Genomic DNA, 23,308 nt, shown 5'->3' on the forward strand with positions numbered 1-23,308 from the left:
TTTAGCCCATTGCCCAACTATATTTTTTCGGCCCCTCAACTGCCGTTGTTACGGCAGATGCCCATCACTTGGTAGTGGAGCGTGTTGAGCTTGCCGGTGGAGTCTTCGTAGGTCATGCGTGACGGCACCGCGCTGCACGAGCGGATCGGCGGCGTGACATTCACCACCTTGGCAATGTCCAGCTTCATGCCGTAGCGATACACCAGCACCTCGGGCGCGGGCTTGCCCTTTCTGGCGGCGTAGGCGGCCATGGCTTGCTCATTGTTTTGCATCAATTGGGCGAAGGTGCGGTCGCCTCCACCTTCGGCCATCGCGCTGGCGGAAACGATCAGGGCCAATGCAGCGACAGTGGTTTTCAGGGTATTCATGAGGGCGTCCTCGTCTGACTTATTGAATTAAAAGTTCAGAGCAAGAATAACTAACCAAGCCTGTCGCAAAGTTCACCGAAAGATTACTTATCCGTTATGTTTTATTGAAATTCCAAAATTGTAATCTGTGCGCCACCTCGCCGTTATCTCGTGTTTGCAACTATCTGCCCGGGCACCATCACAACAAGAATGCCCCATCGATAAGAAGCTGATAGCTGCCACTACCGAGGAGCGCTACATGAGCACTAACCGCACATTTTCACTCTCCATGATTGCCGCCCTGGCGGGGCTCACCCCGCTGTCAGGCATGGCCGTGGAAGAAAAACCCGAAGGGTTTATCGAAGGCAGCACCTTGAACGTGCTGGCCCGCAACTTCTACTTCAACCGCGATGACCGCAAGGGCCAGTCGAGCCCCACCGGCAATGGCTATTCCGAAGCCTGGGCCCAGGGTTTTATCGGCAAGTTCGAATCCGGATTCACTCAGGGTCCGGTGGGTTTCGGCCTCGATGCGTTTGCGATGTATGGCCTGAAACTCGACTCCGGCACCGGCCGCAGCGGCGGCAAGGGCTCGTTCGGCGTACTGCCGGTAGACAGCGACAACCACCCCGAGGATGGCTACAGCAAGCTCGGCGGCGCGGTAAAAGTGCGCCTGCTGGATACCGTGATCAAGGCCGGTGACGTGTTCCCGCTCACCCCGGTGGTGGCCTACGGCGACTCACGGGTGTTGCCGGAAAGCTTCCGTGGCGTCACCGCGCAAAACACCAGCATTGACGGCTTGAGCTTGCAGGCCGGGCACTTGAGCGGCATGAGCCAGCCCACCCAGAGCGGCATGGATAAAGGCTTCGCGACCTTTTATGCGGGCAAGGTGGATTCACCCTGGATCGGCTATGCCGGCGGCGACTACCAGGTGAACAAACACCTCAGCGTCAGCCTGTACACCAGCCGCCTGAAGGATGCCTGGGACCAGTACTACTTCGGCAGCGCCGCCAGCTACCCGCTGAACGATGACGTGTCGCTGTTTGGCGACTTCAACTATTACAAGGCCGTGGACGAGGGCAAGAAACGCCTTGGCGAGTTCGATAACAACATCTGGAGCGCCAGGCTTGGGGTCAAGGTCGGCGCCCACAGCCTGGCCCTGTCGCACCAGCGCAACAACGGCGATGACGACTTTGACTACCTGCGCATGTCGGACTCGATCTTCCTCAACAACTCGATCCAGTACAGCGACTTCAACTCGCCCAGGGAACGCTCGTGGATGCTCGCCTATAACCTCGACATGCAGGCCTTCGGCATTCCTGGCCTGACCTTCATGACCCGCTATGGCAAAGGTACCGGCGCCGACTACAGCAACGCCAACAGCGTGTACATGCGCCGTGACGCGGCCGGCGACCCGCTGACCGATCAACGCCGCTGGGAGCGGGATATCGAGGCGAAGTACGTGGTGCAGGGCGGTAACTTGAAAGACCTGTCGCTGCGTTTGCGCCAGGCGACCGTTCGCTCAAGTGCCTTTGAGTCGGACTTGGAAGAAGTTCGGTTGATTGTCGAATACCCATTGGCAATTCTGTAAATGAACACAACGGCAAATGCTTACATTCATTTGCCGTTGACTAACATCTGTTCACAAATTGAAGCCTGTCAGAACTGTAATATGCGCCTCACCTTCTCGTTAAGTTGCGCTTCATATACTGGCCACAACTAACGGCACACGCCTTATTTGGAGAAACGTCATGAAGCCATCCCACCTGTTATTGATCAGTTTTCTCGGCGCCACTTCCACCCTCGCATTCGCCGACGACGGCGCCGACCGCTCCCGGCAGTTCCTCGCCGAGTTCCGCCAGCAACAGCAACAGGTCCACGGTGAACAGTCCGTGGCCGAGACCGCGCCCGCCGACGCACAGAAGCAGTCGATCTGAACGGCGCACACCGAGCACATTCATCTCTGAAGCTTTTGTGTAGCTCCTTTGGAAAGAGATGAATTTTTAACGCCCCGGATGGGGCGTTTTTTTTGCTCGCCCGTTCTGCAACGCAACAACCAGTCACAAACTGGCTGATTGACCCTGTAGCTACTTCAGCCTTCAGGCTTCGGAAAATTCGAATTTCAGTCTCTCTCTATCAGTAAAAGGTAAATCCCCATGCGTATCCTTGTGGTTGAGGACGAGCAAAAAACCGCCGCCTACCTGCAGCAGGGCCTGACCGAAAGCGGTTACGTGGTCGACTGCGCGGCCAGCGGCGTGGACGGCCTGCACCTGGCCGGGCAACACGCTTATGAACTGGTGATTCTCGATGTAAACCTGCCGGCCAAGGACGGCTGGGAAGTGCTTGAGCAACTGCGCCGCGACAGCAACCAACGGGTGATGATGCTCACAGCCCGTGGCCGGCTGACTGACAAGATCAAGGGCCTGGACATGGGCGCCGATGATTACCTGGTCAAACCCTTCGAATTCCCCGAATTGCTGGCCCGGGTGCGCACGCTGTTGCGCCGCAGCGAGCACATACCGGTGCCGGAAGTCTTCCGCGTGTCGGACCTTGAACTGGACCCGCGCCGCCACCGCGCCTATCGCGGCACCCGGCGCATTGACCTGACCACCAAGGAGTTCGCGCTGCTGCATGTGCTGATGCGTCAGTCCGGCGAAGTGCTGACCCGCACGCAGATTATTTCCCTGGTGTGGGACATGAATTTCGACTGCGACACCAACGTGGTGGAGGTCTCCATCAGCCGCCTGCGGGCCAAGGTCGATGACCAGAGTGACGTCAAGCTGATCCATACCATTCGCGGCGTGGGCTATGTGCTGGAGGCCCGCCAATGAAAGCCAGCAGCCTGTCGATGCGCCTCGGGCTGACGGTGAGCCTGATGGGCGCGGGCCTGGTGGTGCTGCTCGCGACACTGGCCTACCTGGCGCTGACCCACGAGCTTGAGAAACTGGCGCGCAAGGGCTTGGAAAGCAAGATGGAGCAGATCCAGCACAGCCTCGCCCTCGGCCTGGACACCCGCGACATAAAAGCCCGCCCGCATTCGCTGATGGACCTGGTGATGGGGCATGACAATTTCTACCTGACCATCGTCGGCACCGCACCCGATGAAGCGGTGCTGCTGAGCGTCGGTGCCAAGCCACAGGAACCGTTACTGACCGACTTCGCACCACGCCAGACCCTCGGTTACCTGAACTGGGACGACAGCAACGGCAACCAGGTGCTCAGCGCCTCCAGCCTGATGCGCCTGTCCAGCGGCGAACGCGTGCGGGTGCTGCTGTCCCTGGACCGCAGGGACGATCAGGCATTGCTCAGTGCTTACCTGCGTTCCACGGTGATCGCCCTGCCGCTGCTGTTGCTGCTGATCGGCATCGGCGCGTGGTGGGTGGTGCAACGCGGGCTCGCACCGCTGCAACAGTTCAGCCGCGTCGCGGCCAAGGTCACCACACAGGATCTGACCCACCGCCTGGCTGTGGATAACTTGCCCAACGAGTTGGGCGAGTTGGCGCAGGGCATCAATTTCATGCTGCAGGGCCTGGATGGCGGTGTGCAGCAGCTGTCGCAGTTCTCCGATGACCTGGCCCACGAACTGCGCGCGCCACTGACCAACTTGATGGGCAAGGCCCAGGTGACGTTGTCCCGGGAGCGCCCGCCCGAGGAGTACAAGGCGGTGCTGGAATCCAGCACCGAAGAAATGGAGCGGCTGGCGCGGATCGTTTCCGACATGCTGTTCCTGGCACAGGTCAGCCACCCGGCGGCGCGGGTTTCGTTTGCGCCCGTGTCCCTGGCCGCTGAAGCACGCCGGGTGATGGAACTGTTTGCGTTGAGTGCCGAAGACAAGCAACTGAGCCTGAGCCTTCACGGTGATGCCTCGGTGCATGGCGATCGCCTGATGATTCAGCGGGCGATTTCCAACTTGTTGTCCAATGCCATCAGGCATACCCCGCACGCTTCCACGGTGTCGTTGCAGGTGGAAACCCACGGGCAGCAAGTCTCGCTGTCGGTGGGCAACCCGGGCCCGGGGATTGAAGCGCACCACCTGCCGAACCTGTTCGAGCGTTTCTACCGCGTCGACAGCAGCCGCGCCCGCTCCGAAGGGGGGACCGGGCTGGGGCTGGCCATCGTGCGGTCGATCATGACCCTGCATCAAGGCCGGGCAGAAGTCAGCAGCGAGCCCGGAGATTTCACTGTGTTTCGGTTGGTGTTTCCCCTTCATACCAACGCTATCTGCCAATAAACCATTGTGGTGAGGGAGCTTGCTCCCTCACCACAGGTTATTGGCCAGGCATCGGGCGGTCTTCCTGTTCTTCACGCCGGTGCGCCCAGTGATACAGCGCCGGCAATACCAGCAGGGTCAGCAGCGTCGACGAGATAATCCCGCCAATCACCACCGTCGCCAACGGGCGCTGCACTTCGGCGCCGGTGCCGGTGGCCAGGGCCATGGGGATAAACCCCAGCGACGCCACCAACGCCGTCATCAACACCGGGCGCAAGCGCGTCAGGGCGCCTTCGTTGATGGCCACCGACAATGAGCGCCCCTCTTCCCGCAGGTTGCGAATGAACGCAATCATCACCAACCCGTTCAGCACCGCCACCCCCGACAGCGCGATAAAACCCACGCCCGCCGAGATCGACAACGGAATGTCCCGCAGCCACAGCGCCATGATCCCGCCGGTCAACGCGAAGGGAATCCCGGTGAACACCAGCAGCCCGTCCTTGAGGTTGTTGAACATCATGAACAGCAACCCGAACACCAGCAGCAACGCCACCGGCACCACGATGCGCAAGCGCTCGGAGGCCTCCTTCAACTGCTCGAACTGGCCGCCCCAGGTGGTCCAGTAGCCCGCGGGGATTTTCACCTGAGTGTCGATGGCCGTCCCGGCTTCCTCGACAAACGAGCCGATATCCCGCCCACGCACGTTGGCGCTGACGATCACCAGGCGTTTGCCGTTTTCGCGGCTGATCTGGTTGGGGCCGAGCACCAGGTCCAGGCTGGCGACTTCCGACAGCGCGATAAAACCCAACTGCCCCGCCGCGTTATTCGCCAGCGCCGGGATCGGAATCAACAGCCGCGACAGGCCTTCGATATCGGTGCGCAGCGCGTCCGACAAACGCACGACCATATCAAAACGCCGGTCGCCTTCGTACATCGTCCCGGCCTGGCGCCCACCCACGGCGACGGCAATCGTGTCTTGCACATCGCCCACGTTCAGGCCGAAACGCGCGGCCTTGTCGCGGTCGATATTGATGGTCAGCACCGGCAGGCCGGAGGTCTGTTCCACCTTCACTTCCGAGGCGCCCTTGAGGGTTTGCAAGGTCTCGGCGATTTCCCCGGCGGTCTTGTTGAGCACCGCCATGTCGTCACCAAACACCTTCACCGCCACGTCACTGCGCACGCCGGAAATCAGTTCGTTGAAGCGCAGCTGGATCGGTTGCGACAGTTCATACACGCTGCCCGGCACAATCGCACTGGCGCGCTGGATGTCGGCGATGATTGCCTCGCGGGACTTCTTCGGGTCGGGCCACTGGTCCTTGGGCTTGAGCATCACGTAGCTGTCGGAGATATTCGGCGGCATCGGGTCGGAGGCGATTTCCGCGGTGCCGGTGCGGGCGAATACCCGCTCGATTTCCGGCACCTCGGCCATCAAGGTCTTTTCCAGTTGCTGCTGCATCTGTACCGACTGCGTCAGGCTGGTGCCCGGCACCCGCAACGCTTGTTGGGCGAAATCACCCTCGCTGAGGCTGGGGATAAATTCGCTGCCCATGCGACTGGCCACCAGGCCCGACGCAACGATGGCCAGCACCGCCAGGCCGAACACCAGCGGCCGGCGCGCCATCACCCAATCCAGCACCGGCGCGTAGACACGGCGTGCGCTGCGCATCACCAGGTTTTCCTCTTCCTTGACCTTGCCGGTGACGAACAGCGCAATGGCCGCCGGCACGAAGGTCACGGACAGAATCATTGCCCCCAGCAGCGCGATCACCACGGTGAACGCCATCGGGTGGAACATCTTCCCGGCCACCCCGGTGAGGGCGAAGATCGGCAGGTACACCACCATGATGATCAGTTGCCCGAAGATCAGCGCGCGCCGCGCTTCCTTGGCCGCCGCAAACACTTCATGCAGGCGCTCGCTGCGGGTCAGCAATCGCCCGTGGCGCTGCTGGGCGTGGGCCAGGCGGCGGATGGCGTTTTCGACGATCACCACCGCGCCATCCACGATAATCCCGAAATCCAGCGCGCCGAGGCTCATCAGGTTGGCGCTGACCTTGTTGGTAAACATCCCGGTAAAGGTGAACAACATGGCCAGGGGAATCACCATCGCGGTGATCAGCGCAGCGCGGATATTGCCGAGGAACAGAAACAGCACCGCCACCACCAGCAGCGCCCCTTCGAAGAGGTTTTTCTTCACGGTGCTGATGGCTTTTTCCACCAGGTTGGTGCGGTCGTAGACGGTGACGGCCACCACACCTTCAGGCAGCGAACGGTTGATCTCTTCGAGTTTTTTCGCGACCGCCAGGGACACCGTGCGGCTGTTTTCGCCGATCAACATGAACACCGTGCCCAGCACCACTTCGCGGCCATTCTCCGTGGCGGCACCGGTACGCAGCTCGCGGCCAATGTCGACCTGGGCGACGTTGCGCACCCGAATCGGCGTACCGTCGGAAGTGGTGATGACGATGTTGGCAATGTCGTCGATGGACCCGACTTGCCCCGGCGCACGGATCAGCAATTGCTCGCCACTGCGCTCGATGTAGCCGGCGCCGACGTTGGCGTTGTTGCGCTCCAGCGCCGTGACCAGGTCGCCCAAGGTCAGGTTGTAGGCCGCCAGGCGCTTGGGGTCCGGGGCGATCTGGTATTCCTTGGCAAAGCCGCCGATGGTGTTGATCTCGGCCACCCCCGGCACGTTGCGCAGTTGCGGCTTGATGATCCAGTCCTGGATCACCCGCAGGTCGGTCGGCGTATAGGCTGAGCCGTCCTCCTTGCGCGCGCCGTCTTTCGCCTCCACGGTCCACAGGAAGATTTCCCCGAGCCCGGTGGAGATCGGCCCCATCATGCTTTCGATGCCATCGGGCAGTTGCTCGCGAGCCACCTGCAAGCGTTCGTTGACCAGCTGGCGGGCGAAGAACAGGTCGGTGCCGTCCTTGAAAATCACCGTGACCTGGGACAAGCCCGAGCGCGACAGCGAGCGGGTCTGCTGCAAGCCCGGCAGCCCGGCCATGGCGGTCTCGATGGGAAAGGTGATGCGCTGCTCGGTTTCCAGCGGCGAAAAACCCGCCGCCGCCGAGTTGATCTGCACCTGGACGTTGGTGATATCCGGCACGGCGTCGATGGGCAATTTCTGATAGCTGGCGATACCGACACCGGCCATCAACAGCACCGCCAACAGCACGATGATGCGCTGCTCGATGGCGAATTGGATAAGGCGCTCAAACATGGGAAATCACTCGCAGGGTCAATGGGCGTGCTCGGCCGAGGCCTTGCCCAACTCGGACTTGAGGATGAAGCTGCCGACGGTGGCCACCTGCGCGCCGGCGTCGAGGCCCTGGCGCACTTCGACGAAACCGTTTTCGCTGACGCCCAGTTCGATATGCCGGGTCATGAAGCCGTCGCTGGTGCGCACGAACACCGAGGGTTTGTCCTCGACGGTCTGGATCGCCTCCTGGGGGACGGTGACCTTGGCCGGGTAGGTGTCGGTGGCGACCTGCACGGAAACGAACAGCCCTGGACGCCACGAAGCATCAGGGTTCGGCACCGTGACGCGCACGGTGGCCGTGCGGGTCTGCTCCCCCAGCAAGTTGCCGACATAGGCAACGGTGCCGAGCACTTCGGTGCCCATTTCCGAGGAGGTGACTTTCACCGGCTTGCCGACCCGGACCTTGTTCAAATCCTTGGGGAACACGCCGAAGGTGACCCACACCTGGGACAGGTCCGACAGGGTGAAGGCGTTGCTGGTCTCGCTCACCACCTCGCCGACACCCAGGTGTTTTTCCACCACCACGCCGTCGAACGGCGCCCGCAGTTCGTAGCGATTGCCACCAACCAATACGGCGCTGCCGCTCAGGGCGTTCATCTTTTGCCGGGCATTGTTCAGGGCGATTTCGGCCTCTTGCAGCGCCTGGCGCGCCAGCAGGTAATCCTGTTCGGCGGAGATCCTGTCCTGCCACAACTGGCGCTCGCGCTGGAAGGTGATGCGGGCCAGTACCACCCGGCGCTCACTGGCCGCCAGTTCACTGCGCTGATCGGAAATCTGCTGGCTGGCGATCACCGCGAGCAGCTCGCCCTTCTTCACCGATTGGCCGAGGTTGACCTGCACCGACTCCACCACGCCGGCAGCACGCGGGACGATGTGGGAGGTGCGGTCTTCGTCGAAACGCACCTCGCCCGGCAGCGAAAGCACAGTGCTGATCTGCCGGGATTGCGCCGGGGCCAGTTGAATACCGGCGGCCTGGATCTGCTGTTCGGTCAGCTCGATCTTGCCTTCCTCTTCCGTCTCTGCCGCACCGCTGATGGCCGGCCACGCCAGCATCAGCGCAACGGCCAGCGCCATCCTGTGTTTGTTGTTCATGGAACGCTCCTGAAAAAATCAAAACCGGGCAAGGTCGCCGTAAATCCGTTCGATGCGCACCCAGGCTTCGGTGGCCTGGGCGGTCGCCGCGAGGTATTGGGTGCGGGCCGCAATCAAGGTGCGCTGGGCGTCGAGTACGTCGAGGAAGTTGAACTTGCCCATCTCGAAACCGCGGGTGGCGCTGTCCACCGCGCTTTGGGCGGCGGGCAGGATCTGTTGGTTGAACGAGCGCACTTCGGTATTCGCGGTTTGCCAAAGGTCCAGGGCCTGGCGGGTTTCGGTGCGCAGGCGCAGTTCGGCGGCGTTGCGCAGGTCGCGGGCCTGGTCGGCACGGCGACTCGCGGCCAGCACGTTGCCCTGGTTGCGGTTGAACAGCGGGATCGGCATCGACACGCCCACCACGTTGACCCGCTCGCGCACGCTGGCGTCGTATTGGCTGCCGATGGACACGTCGAGGTCGGGAATGCGCTGGGCTTTTTCCAGGCCCAGGGCCGCTTCGCCCTGGACGATTTGCAGCTCGGCCAGGCGCAGCTCGGCGGTCTGTTCCAGGCGCGCCAGCAGCTGCGCGGGCGACGGTAATGCCGGGGCGGCCTGGGCTTGGGTGGCGACGGCCTGGAAATCGGTGCTGGCCGCGCCAGTACTGGCCGCGAGACGCCGGTAGGCATCGCTCAGGCCCATCTGCGCGCGGTTGAATTCCAGGCGGATTTCCGAGAGTTGCACCTGGGCGCGGGTGGCTTCCACCGGGGACGTTTTGCCGGCGGTGACGCGACCATTGGCCACCACCAGGCCGCGCTCGGCCAATGCCAATGAGCGCTGGGCCAGGTCGAGGCGTTCCTGGGCGCGAAGTGCGCCGTAGTAACCGTCGATGACCTCCGCACGCAGCCCGTTGCGACGCTGTTCCAGGGTGAGTGCGGCCGCCTCCTGAGCGCGGGTGGCGACATCAATCCGGGCGCCGCGCTTGCCACCCAGCTCCAGGGTTTGGCTCAGTTTTACGGTGGTGGTGCGCGAGTTGCGGCGGGTGTCTTCGGCGTCCCAGGAGGCCACCGGATTCGGGATCAAACCGGCCTGCTGGCGACCGCCTTGGGCGATGTCGATTTCCCACTGCGCAGCGGCCATGTCGGGGTTGTTGGCGAAGGCGGTTTGCAGGGCCGATTCGAGGGTCAGGGTTTGCGCGTTTGCGCCCTGGACCGTCATCAGCAACAGCACCGAAGCGCCGATAAACGTGCGGACAAAAGTTGGCATAACAAGAGTTCCATGCCCATGAATTAACAGGTGGGCAATGTAACTTTCGGTACTTATCAGAGGAGTGGCCAGAACATTACAAATCCGTTAGCAACGGCTCTGGCGCGGGCTTTTGCTTTAAGCTCCGGGCAACTTTTCCACTGCCCAGCGGGATCCTCGACATGCGTATTCTGGTTATCGAAGACGAACCTAAAACCGCCGATTATCTACATCAGGGATTGAGCGAAAGTGGCTATATCGTCGACTGTGCCGCCACCGGCGCCGACGGCCTGCATTTGTCTCGCCAGCACGCCTACGACCTGGTGATGCTCGACGTGAATTTGCCGTTGATGGATGGCTGGGACGTGCTGCAACGCATCCGCCAGAACAGCAGCACCCGCATCATGATGCTGACCGCCCAGGGCCGCCTCGCCGACCGGATCAAGGGCCTGGACCTGGGCGCCGATGATTACCTGGTCAAGCCGTTTGAGTTCCCCGAATTACTCGCGCGGGTGCGCACCTTGATGCGCCGCAGCGTGCATTCGCCGGTGCCGGATGTGTTGCGGGTGGCCGACCTGGAATTGGATCAGGGCCGCCACCGGGCGTTTCGCGGTTTGCAGCGCATCGACCTGACCACCAAGGAGTTCGCCCTGCTGCACCTGCTGATGCGCCAGAGCGGCGTGGTGCTGTCGCGCACGCAAATTATCTCGTTCGTGTGGGACATGAACTTTGATTGCGACACCAATGTGGTGGAAGTGTCGATCCGCCGCCTGCGGGCGAAGATCGATGACCCGTTCGAGCGCAAGTTGATCCATACCTTGCGCGGCGTGGGTTATGTGCTGGAAGACCGTGAGTGACGGTCAGGCGTGCACCTCGTCATGCTCGTCATGCTGAAAACCTTCGCCCTCGATCTGGATCGTGGCGTGGGAAATATCGAATTGTTCATGCAGTAACTCCGTCACCTGGCTGAGGATCTGTTGCTCGCTGCCTTGCGCCGAATCCGCCACCAGATGAGTACTCAGCACATTTTTGCCGCTGGTGAGGGCCCAGATATGCAGGTCGTGCACGTCCTTGACCCCGGGAACGCCGCGAATCGCCTGCTCCACCTTGTCGATATCAATGCCATCCGGCACACCTTGCAGCAGCACGTTCATGCTTTCCTTGAGCAGCGTCCAGGTGCGGGGCAACACCCAGAAGCCAATCGCTGCCGCCACCACCGAATCCACCCAGCCCCAGCCGGTGTACATGATCACCAGCGCCGCGATGATCACGCCGATGGAGCCGAGCATGTCGCTCCAGACCTCCAGGTAAGCGCCCTTCACATTCAGGCTTTCGCCGCTGGCCGCACTCAGCAGGCGCATGGAAATAAGGTTGACGATCAGCCCCAGCACCGCGATCACCAGCATGCCGGTGGACTGGATCTCGGCGGGCGCCTGCAAGCGTTGATACGCCTCATACAGGATGTAGAACGCCACGCCGAACAGCAGCAGCGCATTAAACGCTGCCGCCAGGATCTCGAAACGCGCATAGCCGAAGGTGCGCTTGCGGTCGGCGGCGCGCTTGGCGACCTGGATCGCCACCAGGGAAATCCCTAGCGCCAGGGCGTCGGTCATCATGTGCGCGGCATCGGACAACAGCGCCAGGCTGCCGGTGATAAAGGCGCCGATCACCTCGGCGATCATAAAGCTGCCGGTCAGTGCCAATGCGATCCATAACAGCCGTTCGTGGCCGGCGCGTACCTGGGCGTGGCTGTGTCCTGCGCTCATGAAATATCCTCGTGGGTGGTCGTCCGGTTGATCATAGAGCTATAGGCCAAAACCACCGGCACGAGTTGCAAAATTGTCATCTCGCCGTCAGCTGAGCGTTAAGCCATACGCACCAAAATTGAACATGAACGCTCTGGAACCGTTGTATCAGGTATGCTTTTCGAGCAGGAAACAAAAAGAAACACATTAGCCAACCTGTTCGATAAGGAGTCCCATTTTGGAGTTATCGACTGCCGCGTGGATGGTTCACGACACCCGCCTCATGTTCTGCGTATTACTGGCCATCGCCAGCATCATTGTGTTGATCAGCGCGACCAAGCTGCCGCCCTTCCTGTCGATCCTGATCGGTACGTTTATCGCCGGTGTCGGCGCCGGCTTGCCGCCGGAAGAAGTGGCCAAGGCCTTCAGCAAAGGCGCCGGGGCGATTCTCGGTGAAGCCGGGATCATCATTGCCCTGGGCTCGATGCTCGGCGCGTTGATGGCCGAATCCGGTGCTGCCGACCGTATCGCCACCACCCTGCTGGGGTTGGGCAAGGGCAAGTCGTTGCCCTGGGTGATGGCGCTGGTGGCGATGGTGATTGGCTTGCCGCTGTTCTTCGAAGTGGGCCTGGTGATGATGGTGCCGATCATCTTTGTGATGGCCAAGCGTTCGAACCAGCCGCTGCTGAAAATCGCGATCCCGGCGCTGGCGGGGATGACCACCCTGCACGCCTTGATGCCCCCGCATCCGGGGCCGCTGATTGCGGTGGGCGCATTGCACGCCGACCTGGGCCTGACCATGTTGCTGGGCTTCTGCCTGGCGGTACCGGCCGTGATTCTGGCCGGCCCGCTGTACGGCAACTGGCTGTCCAAGCGCATGCACGTGGACGAGCCGGCCGACATTGGCGCGCTGTTCAGCGCACCGCCCAAGGCGCCGCGCCAGCCGAGTTTTGGTGTGTCGCTGCTGATCATCCTGTTGCCGGTGATCCTGATGCTCGGCAGCACCCTGGCCAAGGTTGCCATGTCGCCGGAAAGCCCGGTGGCACTGACCTTGAAGTTCCTCGGTGAGCCGTTGATCGCGCTGGGCCTGGCGGTGATTGCCGCGGTGATTTGCCTGGGCTGGGCCAGCGGCATGCCGCGGGCCGATGTCGGCAACACCCTGCGCAAGGCGCTGGCGCCGATCGCGGTGCTGCTGCTGACCATCGGCGCCGGTGGCGGGTTGAAGCAAACCCTGCTGGATGCCGGCGTGAGCCAGACCATCAGCAAGGTGGCCGAAGGCGCGCACATGCCTTACCTGTTGCTGGCCTGGTTGATTGCGGTGGCGCTGCGTCAGGCCACGGGGTCGGCGACCGTCGCCACCACGACAACGGCGGGCATCCTCGCGCCGATGATGGCGGGGTTGGCGGCGACGCAAAGCTCACTGGTCGCCCTGGCGATTGGTGCCGGCTCGGTGTTCTTCTGCCACGTCAACGATGCCGGCTTCTGGATGGTGCGCGAATACTTCGGCTTGCAACTGAAGCAGACGATCTGGGTGTGGTCGGTGTTGCAGACCATTGTGTCGGTGGTGGGCCTGGTGGGCACGCTGCTGATGTGGCACTTCCTGACGTAATGATCGTTCCCACGCTCCGCGTGGGAATGCATCCGTGACGCTCCGCGTCACACGAGCGGACGCGGAGCGTCCAGTGAGGCGTTCCCACGCAGAGCGTGGGAACGATCAGGTGGGTAGGCGCTTGCCAAAATGCGCCGCACTCACTGCGCCCACCGCGCCCATCACCACGCAATACCCCACGCAGATCCACGGGCTGGTCGGCATCAACGCGATCAACATCAGCGGCGTGGTACTCGCCCACAGCGCATAGGCAATGTTGTAGGTGAAGGAAATCCCCGACACCCGCACCTGCGCCGGGAACAGGCTGACCATCACCGACGGCACCGCGCCCACCACCCCGCAACTCAAGCCGGCAATTGCATACGCTGCGCCCAGCCACACGCCACCCGCGATCAGGCTCGCATAGAGCACGGCAACGCCCACCGGCAGCAAAAGGCTGTAGACCAACACTGCGCGCCAGGCGCCGATGCGGTCCACCAGCAGCCCGGCCAACACGCAACCGATATTCAGGAACACGATGCCCAACGCGCTCAGGGCGAAGGTGTGGCTGGGGCTCATGCCGAAGGTTTTCTGCATCATGGTCGGGGTGATCACCACCAGTACGACGACGGCCGAGGTGAGCACGCAGGTGAGGATCATCGCCGGCAGCAGCGCGCTGCGATGTTCCCGCAGGACGGTACGCAGCGGCAGTTCGGCGCCGGCCTGGCGACGGGCCTGCATTTGCAGGAACACCGGGGTTTCGCTGAGCCAGCGCCGCAGCCAGACACCGATCACGCCGAACACGCCGCCGAGCAGGAACGGGAAGCGCCAGGCGTAGTCGAGGATTTCGGCCGGGGTGAAGACTTGCGCCAGCAGCGTCGCCGTCAGCGCGCCGAGCAGGTAGCCGAACGTCAGCCCGGCCTGGAGGAAGCCCAGGGCATAACCACGATGGTTGTCCGGGGCGTGTTCGGCGACAAACACCCAGGCGCTGGGCACTTCCCCGCCCACTGCCGCGCCCTGGAGGATGCGCAGCGCCAGCAGGATCAACGGTGCGAAATAACCGATTTGTGCGTAGGTGGGCATGATGCCGATCAGCAGGCACGGCAGCGCCATCATCAGGATGCTCAGGCTGAACACCCGTTTGCGCCCCAGGTGATCGGCGAAGTGCGCCATCAGGATTCCGCCCAGCGGGCGTGCCAGGTAGCCCGTGACGAAGATGCCGAAGCTTTGCAGCAGGCGCAGCCACTCGGGCATTTCCGGCGGGAAAAACAGCTGGCTGAGGGTGAGCGCGAAAAATACGAAGATGATGAAGTCGTAGATTTCCAGGGCCCCGCCCAGGGCGGCCAGGCCCAGGGTTTTGTAGTCGGAGCGGGAGAAACGCTGCGCCCGTGGATAAGAGGTGGCAGTCATGGAAAAGCTCGGCAGACAAACAAAATGGCCTGCAGGTTATGAGCTGGGCCCGGTGATGGCAATCTCGCCGGATATATTTGCTTTACTCATTGATCAATGAAGATAACTACATTCCCAAATGAATAGCCGTAGAGGAACATGCAGCAAAACTGCCGCCCCCATAATAAATACAAATAGAGGTACTGAACGTGGCCGATGCTATCGAAGACAGCCGCTACGCCCGATTCGCCCTGCGTTGTTCAAACTTCGCCGAGCGCTGGTTTCCGGACTCCTGGGTGTTTGCCGCCCTCGCCGTGATCATTGTCGCGGTGGCGACCCTGGGCATGGGCGCCGCGCCGACCGAGGCCGCCAAGGGGTTTGGTGACGGTTTCTGGAGTTTGATCCCGTTCACCATGCAAATGGCCTTTGTGGTGATTGGCGGTTACGTGGTCGCCAGCTCCCCGCCCGCCGTAAAGTTGATCGACCGCCTGGCGCGCATCCCGAAGAACGGCCGTTCTGCCGTGGCCTGGGTGGCGCTGATTTCGATGGTCGCCTCGTTGCTCAACTGGGGCCTGTCCCTGGTGTTCGGTGGTTTGCTGGTGCGTGCGCTGGCCCGGCGTACGGATTTGCGCATGGATTACCGCGCGGCCGGTGCTGCGGCCTACCTCGGCCTGGGTGCCGTTTGGGCGCTGGGGCTGTCGTCGTCAGCGGCGCAATTGCAGGCCAACCCGGCCAGTTTGCCGCCGTCGATCCTGTCGATCACCGGGATGATCCCGTTCACCGACACCATCTTTCTGTGGCAGTCCGGCGTGCTGTTGCTGGCGCTGATCGTGGTGTCGCTGATCATCGCCTACGCCACCGCGCCCGGGCCGAACTCCGCCCGTGACGCCAAGGCTTGCGGTATCGACCCGGCCTTCAACATGCCCAAGCCGCAACCGCCGACCCGTCCGGGCGAGTGGCTGGAGCACAGCCCGTTGCTGACCATCCTGCTGGCGTTGCTGGCCGCCGGTTGGTTGTTCCATGAATTCTCGACCAAGCCGGCGATCAGCGCGATCTCGGGGCTGAACACCTATAACTTCCTGTTCCTGATGGTCGGTGCCCTACTGCACTGGCGTCCGCGCAGTTTTCTCGATGCGGTGGCCCGTGCGGTACCCACCACCACCGGGGTGCTGATCCAGTTCCCGCTATATGGCTCGATTGCCGCGCTGATGACCGTGGTGAAAGGCAGTGACGGCGCGACCCTGGCGCACCATATCTCGACCTTCTTCACCTCGATCGCGTCCCACGACACCTACGCGCTGTTGATGGGCGTGTACTCGGCGGTGCTGGGCTTCTTTATCCCGTCGGGCGGCGGCAAGTGGATCATCGAGGCGCCGTACGTGATGCAGGTCGCCAACGACCTGGAATATCACCTGGGCTGGGCGGTGCAGATCTACAACGCCGCCGAAGCGCTGCCGAACCTGATCAACCCGTTCTATATGCTGCCGCTGCTGGGCGTGCTGGGGTTGAAGGCGCGGGACTTGATCGGCTTTTCGTTTGTGCAGTTGCTGGTGCATACGCCGCTGGTGTTGTTCCTGCTGTGGGCGTTGGGCACGACGCTTAAATATTTGCCGCCGGTGATGCCATAGGGCAGCTGCCAGTAACCTTTCTGATCAAACGCGTCGGGGTTGTCCCACTCACTACGGTGGCAACCCCTGATTTCTGCCGCCAACGCCTTTGATTAACCTGATTCGGATAACGCCTCACACCCCCCAAGGAAAATCCGATGACGCCCCTATCCAAATCGCTGGAAGAGTTGATCAATGCTATTTACAAGGACGGCAACGTGTCGTTCGTTGAGTACCAGGGCCTGCGCGACAATGCCGATTGCCGCATGGCCACTGTTATCAAGGAGTTTGGCCTGCACAACAACGTGACGGCGTTCCAGAAAGCCATGGATGTGGCCATGCAACTGCTGCAGTCCTGCGTCATCGATGCCAAGAAAGCCAAGCTGACTGACACGGGCGAAGCCATCGTCAAGGATGCGCTGGCGTCCCAGGTAGAGTACTTGCGCGCCGGCAGCCAATTGGCACTGCGCTTGTTATGAGTGGCCTGTAGCGTTCAAGGCACTGTCTTCGTTCCGTCACATTGCATTGCTACCGTCCTGCGAAATATCTTGCAACATTCAACCAGCAGGAACTCCCAGCAATGAGCGACGAGCACAAAGACCGCCCTTCCCAAGACATTGAAGCCAAACCGCCAGTTGACACCAGCCGGCGGCGCTTCCTGGGAGGCGCGACTGTGCTGGGCGTGGGTGCGACCCTGAGTGCCTGCGGCAATACCAGCGAGGCACCCGGCAAGCCGGTGGATCGCCCGCTGACGCCGCAAGAGCTGGACAAGGCCCTGCACGAACAGGTTAAAACCGTGGTGGTGATCTACGCTGAAAACCGCAGTTTCAACAACCTGTTTGCTGATTTCCCCGGGGTCGAGAAACCCCTCTCGGCCCTCAACGCCGCTGAGTATCAACAACGCGACCGTGACGGCAGCCTGCTGAGCACGCTGCCCCCGACCTGGGGCGGCGTGTTGCAAATCGGCCCGCAGACCGTCGATGGCGTCACGTACCCCAGCGAAGTGCAATACCAGGAAAACCTGCCCAACGCTCCGTTCGCCCTCAAAGGCCCGAATGGCGAAGACCAGCCCCTGAGCCTGGTCACCCGGGATTTGTGGCACGTGTTCTATCAGAACCAGATGCAGATCAATGGCGGTAAAAACGATGCGTTCGTCGCCTGGGGCGACTCCGGCGGCCTGCTGATGGGCCATTACGCCCAGAGCCGTTACGCCCTGCGCTTGTGGGACGTGGCGAAGGAGTTTGTGCTCTGCGATAACTTCTTCCAGGGCGCGTTTGGCGGCTCGTTCCTCAACCACCAATACCTGATCAGCGCCACCCCGCCGGTGTACCCAAACGCTGCGCAATCGGTGGCCAAGGCACAGATCGCCACGCTGCAAAGCGACGACCCGACCGACCCGCGCCTCAAGCCTCTGGACAAGTCCCCGGCCAGCGCCATGACCGGCCCGCCGCAATTCGGCCCCAGCGCACTGACCCCGGACGGTTTCGGCGTGAACACCCTGGCCCCGCCTTACTGGCCTACCTGGATTCGCGACCCCGAGCGCCCGGATTACTCCAAGCCCGACTTGCCTAACGTGCTGGTGCCACAAACCCACGAGCACATCGGCGACAAACTGTCGAAAAAGAACGTCGACTGGGCCTGGTACGCCGGTGCGTGGCAAGCAACGCTGGATCAGTTCAAGGACTCGGGCGGCATTCCGAAGATTCCGAACTTCCAGTACCACCACCAGCCCTTCAACTACTTCAAGCAGCAAGGCCCGGAAAACCCGGCTGAGCGCAATAAACGCCTGCGCGATGGCGGCCTGGGGGATGACGCCAGCACCAACAAGTTCTTCGCCGATGCCCAGGCCGGCAAGCTGCCTGCGGTGACCTTCTACAAACCCCAGGGCAACCTGAATATGCACGCCGGTTACGCCGACGTCGCTTCGGGCGACCGACATATCACCCGCGCCTTGAAGGTGCTGCAGGAAAGCCCGCAGTGGAAGAACATGGTGGTGATCGTCACCGTCGATGAAAACGGCGGCTGGTGGGACCACGTTGCACCGCCAAAAGGCGATCGTTGGGGCCCGGGCACGCGGATTCCGGCACTGGTGGTCTCGCCGTTCGCGCGCAAGGGCACGGTGGACCATACCGTCTACGACACCGCGTCGATCCTGCGTCTGATCACCCGGGTGTTCCAGCTGGAAACCCTCGACGGGCTCAAGCAGCGTGACGATGCCATGACCGCGCGCGGCCAGAAACCCATGGGTGACCTGACCAACGCCCTGCACTTCAAGGTGTAGACGCACTTGCTCAAAAGCGACAAGCGCGCAGTTTTTCTACGCGCTTTTCCCGGTCAACCGCTACTGTGTGAGGGTGGGCATTCACCCCGCGCAGACGGGCTTTCGCTGACAGGGAACCATCCATGTTCAAACTCACCAGGTTGTCCTTCACCCTGGCCGCACTGACCTTGAGTGCGGTCGTACAGGCTGATATCACCGTACCGCTGGGTACCCCGCAACGGGTCACCCAGTTGTTCGCGTACCCGAACAATTGCAACGTCATCTGTTTTCGTCCCTGGACGCTGGAACAGACCGTCGAGCACTACTTGAACCAGAGCCTGCAACGCGACGGTTACAGCCGGGCCAAAGTCAGCGTCAAAACCGAGCATGACCAGGTGCTGGCCACGTTCAGCGGTGTGCCAGACGGTTATGGCCAGCCGTTGACCACCTTGCTCGATACCGCCGACCTGGCTTACCAGGGCGCCAGCAAACTCAATGGTGATGGCAAATGGCAGTTCAACTGGTACCTGTTCCTGCCGCTGGGCATGGCCCTGGAAAACCGCAAGAGCATCGAGCTGCTGCACTTCCCGCCGGATTATTCCCTGACCCACTTCCAGGACTACCTGGAGTCGGCCACCACCGACCGCTGGGCGACCTTGCTCACGGCCAACGGCATCCCGGCGCCCCAGACGCCGGAATACCAGACCATCATCGACATCGCCCCGATCGCCGCCCCTGCCACGGCGGGCAAGGACCTGGAAGGTGTGTACGGTTACTTCACCGACTATCAGACCCGGATGGTCAAGGAGCTGAGCCAGCACGCGGGCGGCGCGTTGCCGATGGTGGCCTTCGGCGCGCCGGTGCGCAGCTGGATCAAGCAGCAATACGGGCAAACCGTTGCCGTACTGGGCCTGGCGCAAATCAGCCCGGCCGTCGGGAGCCAGGTCGCCGTACTGGGTGCCAATCACCCGAGCTACATCTGGTATGCCGCCAACCCCGACACCTATGACGGTGACGAGCAAAAGGCCGACGAGGCCGGTTTGAAGGTGATGGGCCAGGACTTGAGCGCCGCCTGCTGGCAGGCCTCGATGGGCCAGAAGCCAGCCAGCGATCCGAATGTGCAGCTCAAAGGCTGCATGAACACCTGGCAGGTAACGCGCAAGGAGCAGACCTGCGAACTGTTCTACACCTCTATCCGCGAGCTGACGCCCGATCAAGCGAACGCCAAGTGTGCCCAGCCGGCGATCAAAACCCAGCTGAGGCAATTGAAAAGCGCCGTGCCAGAACCGGCGATTGAAGCACCGGCGCTCTGAAGCAGGCTGCAAGAAGGGCATTTTCCTACATAAAAGATAGCCAATTTCTACTGTCAGATTTGACAGTAGAAATTGGTTCCCACTTAAGCGAGTCTTGAGCCGCGCCCATCCGCTGCAAGACTGGCATTCAAGACACCACCGGCAGGTCGATGCAGCCCCTCCTGGAGAGTCATGAAAACTCAAGCCATGGACAAGGCTAAAACCGCTGTGAGCAAGTGTCTTTACCCGTTCGCGACCGCCCTCGCCGAACACGGCTACCCCCGCGCTCGCGACTATGAAGTGGTGCGTACCCGAGACGGTTCAGGCGACGGAATCAAGACCCGCGTCACCTTTGACAGCCGTATGTGCATCGCCAGGGTGTCCGGCTACGCATTGAATGAGCGGCGCCTGCATACGGTGCAGATGTCCTCGCGTATCCACTTGTACGACCCGTGGTTCAGCGGCCTGATTTCGCACTCGTGCAACCCGAACGCGTTTCTCGACATGACATACCTGGAACTGTGGTCCGTTCAGCCCATTCCCGCTGGCGCCCTGCTGACCATGGATTACGCCCACACCGAGGACGTATTGTTCCGACAGTTTCGCTGCCAGTGCGGCGAGCTCAACTGTCGGGGCTGGATCACCGGCATGAAGGAGCCGTTGAATCCCGAGGGTCAGCAATTCATGGAGCAGTGGCGCGAACGCAAAAGCCCTTAGACCGCACCCAGCGGGCGCAGGCGGTATTGCGGCGGCAGTTGCTCGAAGCCACTGATGGTGGTGTTCAGGCTTTTCCAGCGGCCGTCCTTGATCCCGTAAATGCAGCCATGAACCGACAGGCTCTGCCCGCGGTGCCAAGCGTTCTGCACGATGCTGGTGTGGCCGACGTTGGCCACCTGCTGGATCACGTTCAGTTCGCACAGGCGGTCTACGCGTTCCTCTTCCGTGGGCAACTGGGCCAGTACGTCGCGGTTTTCGTAGTACAGGTCACGGATGGTGCGCAGCCAGCCGTCGATCAGGCCCAACTGGTTGTCCTGCATCGAGGCGCGTACGCCACCGCAGCCATAGTGGCCGGTCACCAGGATGTGTTTGACCTTGAGCACGTCGACTGCGTACTGGATCACCGACAGGCAATTGAGGTCGGTGTGCAATACCACGTTGGCCACGTTGCGGTGCACAAACAGGTCGCCAGGCAGCATGCCGACGATCTCGTTGGCCGGCACGCGGGCGTCGGAACAGCCGATCCACAGGTATTCCGGAGTTTGCTGGCGGGCGAGCTTGGCGAAGAATTCGGGATCTTCCTGTTTGATCGCATCCGCCCAGCGTTCGTTGTTATCAAGCAAGTCTTGTAGTTCGTTCATCAGGGAAAGCCTCAGGAATGATGCGCAGTTTTGACACTCGACCGCCCGTCCGGGTCACGCCAACAATAAAGATAGCCGGCGGCAATTTCTTGAATCTTGGGGAGCCATGCCTGTCCACACACTATAAGCCCCACAGTATGAGGAATCGCCATGACTGAATCACGACGTCCCTACGGCGCTACACAGCCGGAACCGATTGATGACAACGAAGATCGCATGGGCGAAATGCGCGAGCTGGATTTTGACAAGGAGGAGCCGACTGCGGAAATCGGCGACGAAATTCCGCCTCGGGAGCGTGAGCACCTGATGCCCGACGAACGGGTGCGCGAAGCCGGGATGACCGGTGCTTCCACTGACGATCATGATTCAACCGATGATGACATGAGCCCGGAAACGCTGATCCATGAGGATGGCGCGCGGGATGCGCAGGAAGCAGGTGAAGACCATCCGGCGGATTACGATTTGAGTATCGTCGATGAGGACGAGATCGGCGGCGGCAATGGCCTGGATGAGGCCGAGTTGGCCGATATCGATCCAGTAGACGGCAACCGCTGACACCCTGCCGAACTGAATGTGGGAGCGGGCTTGCTCGCGAAGGCGGTGTGTCAGTCATTACATCTGGCGACTGGACCATCGCCTTCGCGAGCAAGCCCGCTCCCACCAAGCCCGCTCCCACATTGGGCCCTGTGTTTAGTCGACCAGGGTGCAGGCCATCACCACCGCATCTTCGCGGCCACCGACGGCGGGGTAATAATCCCGCCGACGGCCAATTTCGTTGAAACCATAACGCTCGTACAGCCGGAACGCGCCGGTGTTGCTGTCGCGCACTTCCAGGAAACATTCCCGCGCCTTGGCCTCGTAGGCCCGGGACATCAGGTGCTCCAGCAAGCTCAAGCCCAGGCCACGGCCCTGGTTTTCCGGCTTGACGGTGATGTTCAGCAAATGTGCTTCATCGAGGATGATCTGCACCACCCCGTGACCCACCTGCTGCTCGCCTTCGAACATCAGCCAGATCTGGTATTTGCCCAGCCCGTCGAGAAAAATCCCGCGGGTCCAGGGGTGGCTGAACGCTGCGTATTCGATCTTCAGTACAGCGTCGAGGTCCGCCTCGGTCATCGGGCGGAAGGATAAAGCTTCACTCATCGGTACTTTTCCAGCGCGCCATCAGCCGGCGCATGGCTTGCCAGACATCAGCCTTACGCTGTGGCTCTTCCATTAATAGTTCCAGGCCCGGCAGGGCCCAGACGGAGCCCAGGCCTTCGACCTGCAGTTCGCGGTACCAGGCCTCGGCATTCGCTTCGCCGGCAAAACGCACGGCGGGCAGGCCGATCAGCCACAGGCACACGCAGGGTTCGTCTTCCAGGCGCGCCGAGACAAAACCTTGCACAAAATCCCGTGCAGCTTCCGGGCCCTGGTCCATGGTGCCCCGGGCCAGCAGCGGCCAGCGCACCGGCTCGCCAACGATTTGCGGACTGTCGGGCAGGCCGGCGGCGCGCAACATGTCCTTGAGCAGCAGATAGGCCGGGTCGCGGGCCTGGAAGCGCTCGCCTGTGGGTAACTCCACCAGCAGCAGGCAACGCCCGGCCCGCAGCAGTTGCAGGGCAAAGCGTGGCGGCGGTACGACCGGAGCCTTGACCACGGCAGGCGCCTCTTCGGCGACGACCGGCTTCGCCACCGGCGACGGGCGCGGCACTTCGACCTTTGGCCGGACCACCGGGGTTTCTGCCACGGGCTTGACCAGCGGCACCGGAGCAGCCGCCTCCTCACCCGAAGGCTCGAAAGCCTCGAACGGTTCCGGGGCCTCCAACAGCTCGGGCCGCGAAGGGGCGGCGAACGGTAATTCAGTGCGCGGCAGCCAGTTGACCACCTGCATGGCGGTCAAGTAAGCGCGACGTCGGGACTCGATAAGCAAAGGTCGGCCACTTGTGGATAACTAAAGAACA

General features: G+C 61.9%; 21 protein-coding genes. 12 read left to right on the forward strand and 9 right to left on the reverse strand.

Going from position 1 to position 23,308, the window contains the following annotated elements; translation table 11 throughout:
* Window positions 1-35: 35 nt before the first annotated feature.
* Window positions 36-368, reverse strand: coding sequence for a DUF2790 domain-containing protein (locus tag HX821_RS21850; RefSeq protein ID WP_177022676.1), 333 nt, complete (start codon window positions 366-368; stop codon window positions 36-38).
* Between the two features lie 238 nt (window positions 369-606).
* Between HX821_RS21850 and HX821_RS21855 the strand changes: the two genes are divergently transcribed.
* The 4 genes from HX821_RS21855 to HX821_RS21870 all read left to right on the forward strand — a co-directional run bounded on the left by HX821_RS21855 (window position 607) and on the right by HX821_RS21870 (window position 4,575).
* A complete protein-coding gene (locus HX821_RS21855) occupies window positions 607-1,935 on the forward strand; it encodes an OprD family porin (protein WP_134325732.1) in 1,329 nt (442 codons plus the stop codon).
* Between the two features lie 160 nt (window positions 1,936-2,095).
* Window positions 2,096-2,281, forward strand: coding sequence for a hypothetical protein (locus HX821_RS21860; protein ID WP_008437498.1), 186 nt, complete (start codon window positions 2,096-2,098; stop codon window positions 2,279-2,281).
* Between the two features lie 219 nt (window positions 2,282-2,500).
* Complete coding sequence (locus HX821_RS21865) at window positions 2,501-3,175, forward strand: heavy metal response regulator transcription factor (RefSeq protein ID WP_003214417.1); 675 nt, start codon at window positions 2,501-2,503, stop codon at window positions 3,173-3,175.
* The gene (locus HX821_RS21870; RefSeq protein WP_177022675.1) at window positions 3,172-4,575 is read left to right on the forward strand and encodes a heavy metal sensor histidine kinase; all 1,404 of its coding nucleotides are present in this window, start codon (window positions 3,172-3,174) and stop codon (window positions 4,573-4,575) included. The genes HX821_RS21865 and HX821_RS21870 overlap by 4 nt, the downstream gene beginning before the upstream one ends.
* Window positions 4,576-4,612: 37 nt before the next feature.
* On the opposite strand, the gene HX821_RS21875 is transcribed toward HX821_RS21870, so the two are convergent.
* The 3 genes from HX821_RS21875 to HX821_RS21885 are packed head-to-tail and all read right to left on the reverse strand — an operon-like array spanning window position 4,613 to window position 10,147.
* Window positions 4,613-7,774 (reverse strand): CusA/CzcA family heavy metal efflux RND transporter, encoded by a 3,162-nt coding sequence (locus HX821_RS21875; RefSeq protein WP_177036391.1) that lies wholly within the window; start codon window positions 7,772-7,774, stop codon window positions 4,613-4,615.
* Between the two features lie 18 nt (window positions 7,775-7,792).
* Entirely contained in the window at window positions 7,793-8,905 is a 1,113-nt protein-coding gene (locus HX821_RS21880) for an efflux RND transporter periplasmic adaptor subunit (protein ID WP_177022673.1), read from the reverse strand.
* 18 nt (window positions 8,906-8,923) lie between these two features.
* Window positions 8,924-10,147, reverse strand: a complete 1,224-nt coding sequence (locus tag HX821_RS21885; RefSeq protein WP_102604738.1) for a TolC family protein — start codon at window positions 10,145-10,147, stop codon at window positions 8,924-8,926.
* Between the two features lie 161 nt (window positions 10,148-10,308).
* On the opposite strand from HX821_RS21885, the gene HX821_RS21890 reads away from it, so the two are divergent.
* Window positions 10,309-10,983: a heavy metal response regulator transcription factor gene (locus HX821_RS21890; protein ID WP_008437506.1), complete on the forward strand. Its 675-nt coding sequence runs from the start codon at window positions 10,309-10,311 to the stop codon at window positions 10,981-10,983.
* Window positions 10,984-10,986: 3 nt separating this feature from the next.
* On the opposite strand, the gene HX821_RS21895 is transcribed toward HX821_RS21890, so the two are convergent.
* Entirely contained in the window at window positions 10,987-11,892 is a 906-nt protein-coding gene (locus HX821_RS21895) for a cation diffusion facilitator family transporter (protein ID WP_003214407.1), read from the reverse strand.
* Between the two features lie 217 nt (window positions 11,893-12,109).
* Between HX821_RS21895 and HX821_RS21900 the strand changes: the two genes are divergently transcribed.
* Window positions 12,110-13,480 (forward strand): gluconate:H+ symporter, encoded by a 1,371-nt coding sequence (locus HX821_RS21900; protein ID WP_023659163.1) that lies wholly within the window; start codon window positions 12,110-12,112, stop codon window positions 13,478-13,480.
* A 105-nt stretch (window positions 13,481-13,585) separates the two neighbouring features.
* On the opposite strand, the gene HX821_RS21905 is transcribed toward HX821_RS21900, so the two are convergent.
* Window positions 13,586-14,869, reverse strand: a complete 1,284-nt coding sequence (locus HX821_RS21905; protein WP_177036392.1) for an MFS transporter — start codon at window positions 14,867-14,869, stop codon at window positions 13,586-13,588.
* Window positions 14,870-15,057: 188 nt separating this feature from the next.
* Here HX821_RS21905 and HX821_RS21910 point away from each other — a divergent pair, with 188 nt between their 5' ends.
* From HX821_RS21910 to HX821_RS21930, 5 genes are all read left to right on the forward strand, one after another.
* Window positions 15,058-16,476 (forward strand): TIGR00366 family protein, encoded by a 1,419-nt coding sequence (locus HX821_RS21910; RefSeq protein WP_177036393.1) that lies wholly within the window; start codon window positions 15,058-15,060, stop codon window positions 16,474-16,476.
* Between the two features lie 137 nt (window positions 16,477-16,613).
* A complete protein-coding gene (locus tag HX821_RS21915) occupies window positions 16,614-16,934 on the forward strand; it encodes a hypothetical protein (protein WP_010177091.1) in 321 nt (106 codons plus the stop codon).
* 101 nt (window positions 16,935-17,035) lie between these two features.
* The gene (locus HX821_RS21920; protein ID WP_177036394.1) at window positions 17,036-18,736 is read left to right on the forward strand and encodes an acid phosphatase; all 1,701 of its coding nucleotides are present in this window, start codon (window positions 17,036-17,038) and stop codon (window positions 18,734-18,736) included.
* Between the two features lie 122 nt (window positions 18,737-18,858).
* Window positions 18,859-20,028 carry a hypothetical protein gene (locus tag HX821_RS21925; RefSeq protein WP_177036395.1) on the forward strand — a complete coding sequence of 390 codons (1,170 nt, stop codon included), beginning with the start codon at window positions 18,859-18,861 and terminating at the stop codon, window positions 20,026-20,028.
* A gap of 171 nt (window positions 20,029-20,199) precedes the next feature.
* Window positions 20,200-20,724, forward strand: coding sequence for an SET domain-containing protein-lysine N-methyltransferase (locus tag HX821_RS21930; RefSeq protein WP_177036396.1), 525 nt, complete (start codon window positions 20,200-20,202; stop codon window positions 20,722-20,724).
* Here HX821_RS21930 and can read toward each other — a convergent pair.
* On the reverse strand, window positions 20,721-21,365 hold the full coding sequence (gene can / locus HX821_RS21935; protein WP_003214385.1) for a carbonate dehydratase: 645 nt from the start codon (window positions 21,363-21,365) through the stop codon (window positions 20,721-20,723). The genes HX821_RS21930 and can overlap by 4 nt on opposite strands.
* Window positions 21,366-21,515: 150 nt before the next feature.
* Between can and HX821_RS21940 the strand changes: the two genes are divergently transcribed.
* Window positions 21,516-21,920: a hypothetical protein gene (locus tag HX821_RS21940; RefSeq protein WP_003214383.1), complete on the forward strand. Its 405-nt coding sequence runs from the start codon at window positions 21,516-21,518 to the stop codon at window positions 21,918-21,920.
* A gap of 135 nt (window positions 21,921-22,055) precedes the next feature.
* Here the strand turns inward: HX821_RS21940 and rimI are convergent, their stop codons facing one another.
* Both rimI and HX821_RS21950 read right to left on the reverse strand, forming a co-directional pair.
* Window positions 22,056-22,508: a ribosomal protein S18-alanine N-acetyltransferase gene (gene rimI, locus HX821_RS21945; protein WP_003214382.1), complete on the reverse strand. Its 453-nt coding sequence runs from the start codon at window positions 22,506-22,508 to the stop codon at window positions 22,056-22,058.
* Window positions 22,501-23,238: a hypothetical protein gene (locus HX821_RS21950; protein WP_003214379.1), complete on the reverse strand. Its 738-nt coding sequence runs from the start codon at window positions 23,236-23,238 to the stop codon at window positions 22,501-22,503. Before HX821_RS21950 ends, rimI begins: the two co-directional genes overlap by 8 nt.
* Window positions 23,239-23,308: the final 70 nt, after the last annotated feature.

This window comes from Pseudomonas sp. B6001 (genome assembly GCF_013386015.1).
Classification (GTDB): domain Bacteria; phylum Pseudomonadota; class Gammaproteobacteria; order Pseudomonadales; family Pseudomonadaceae; genus Aquipseudomonas.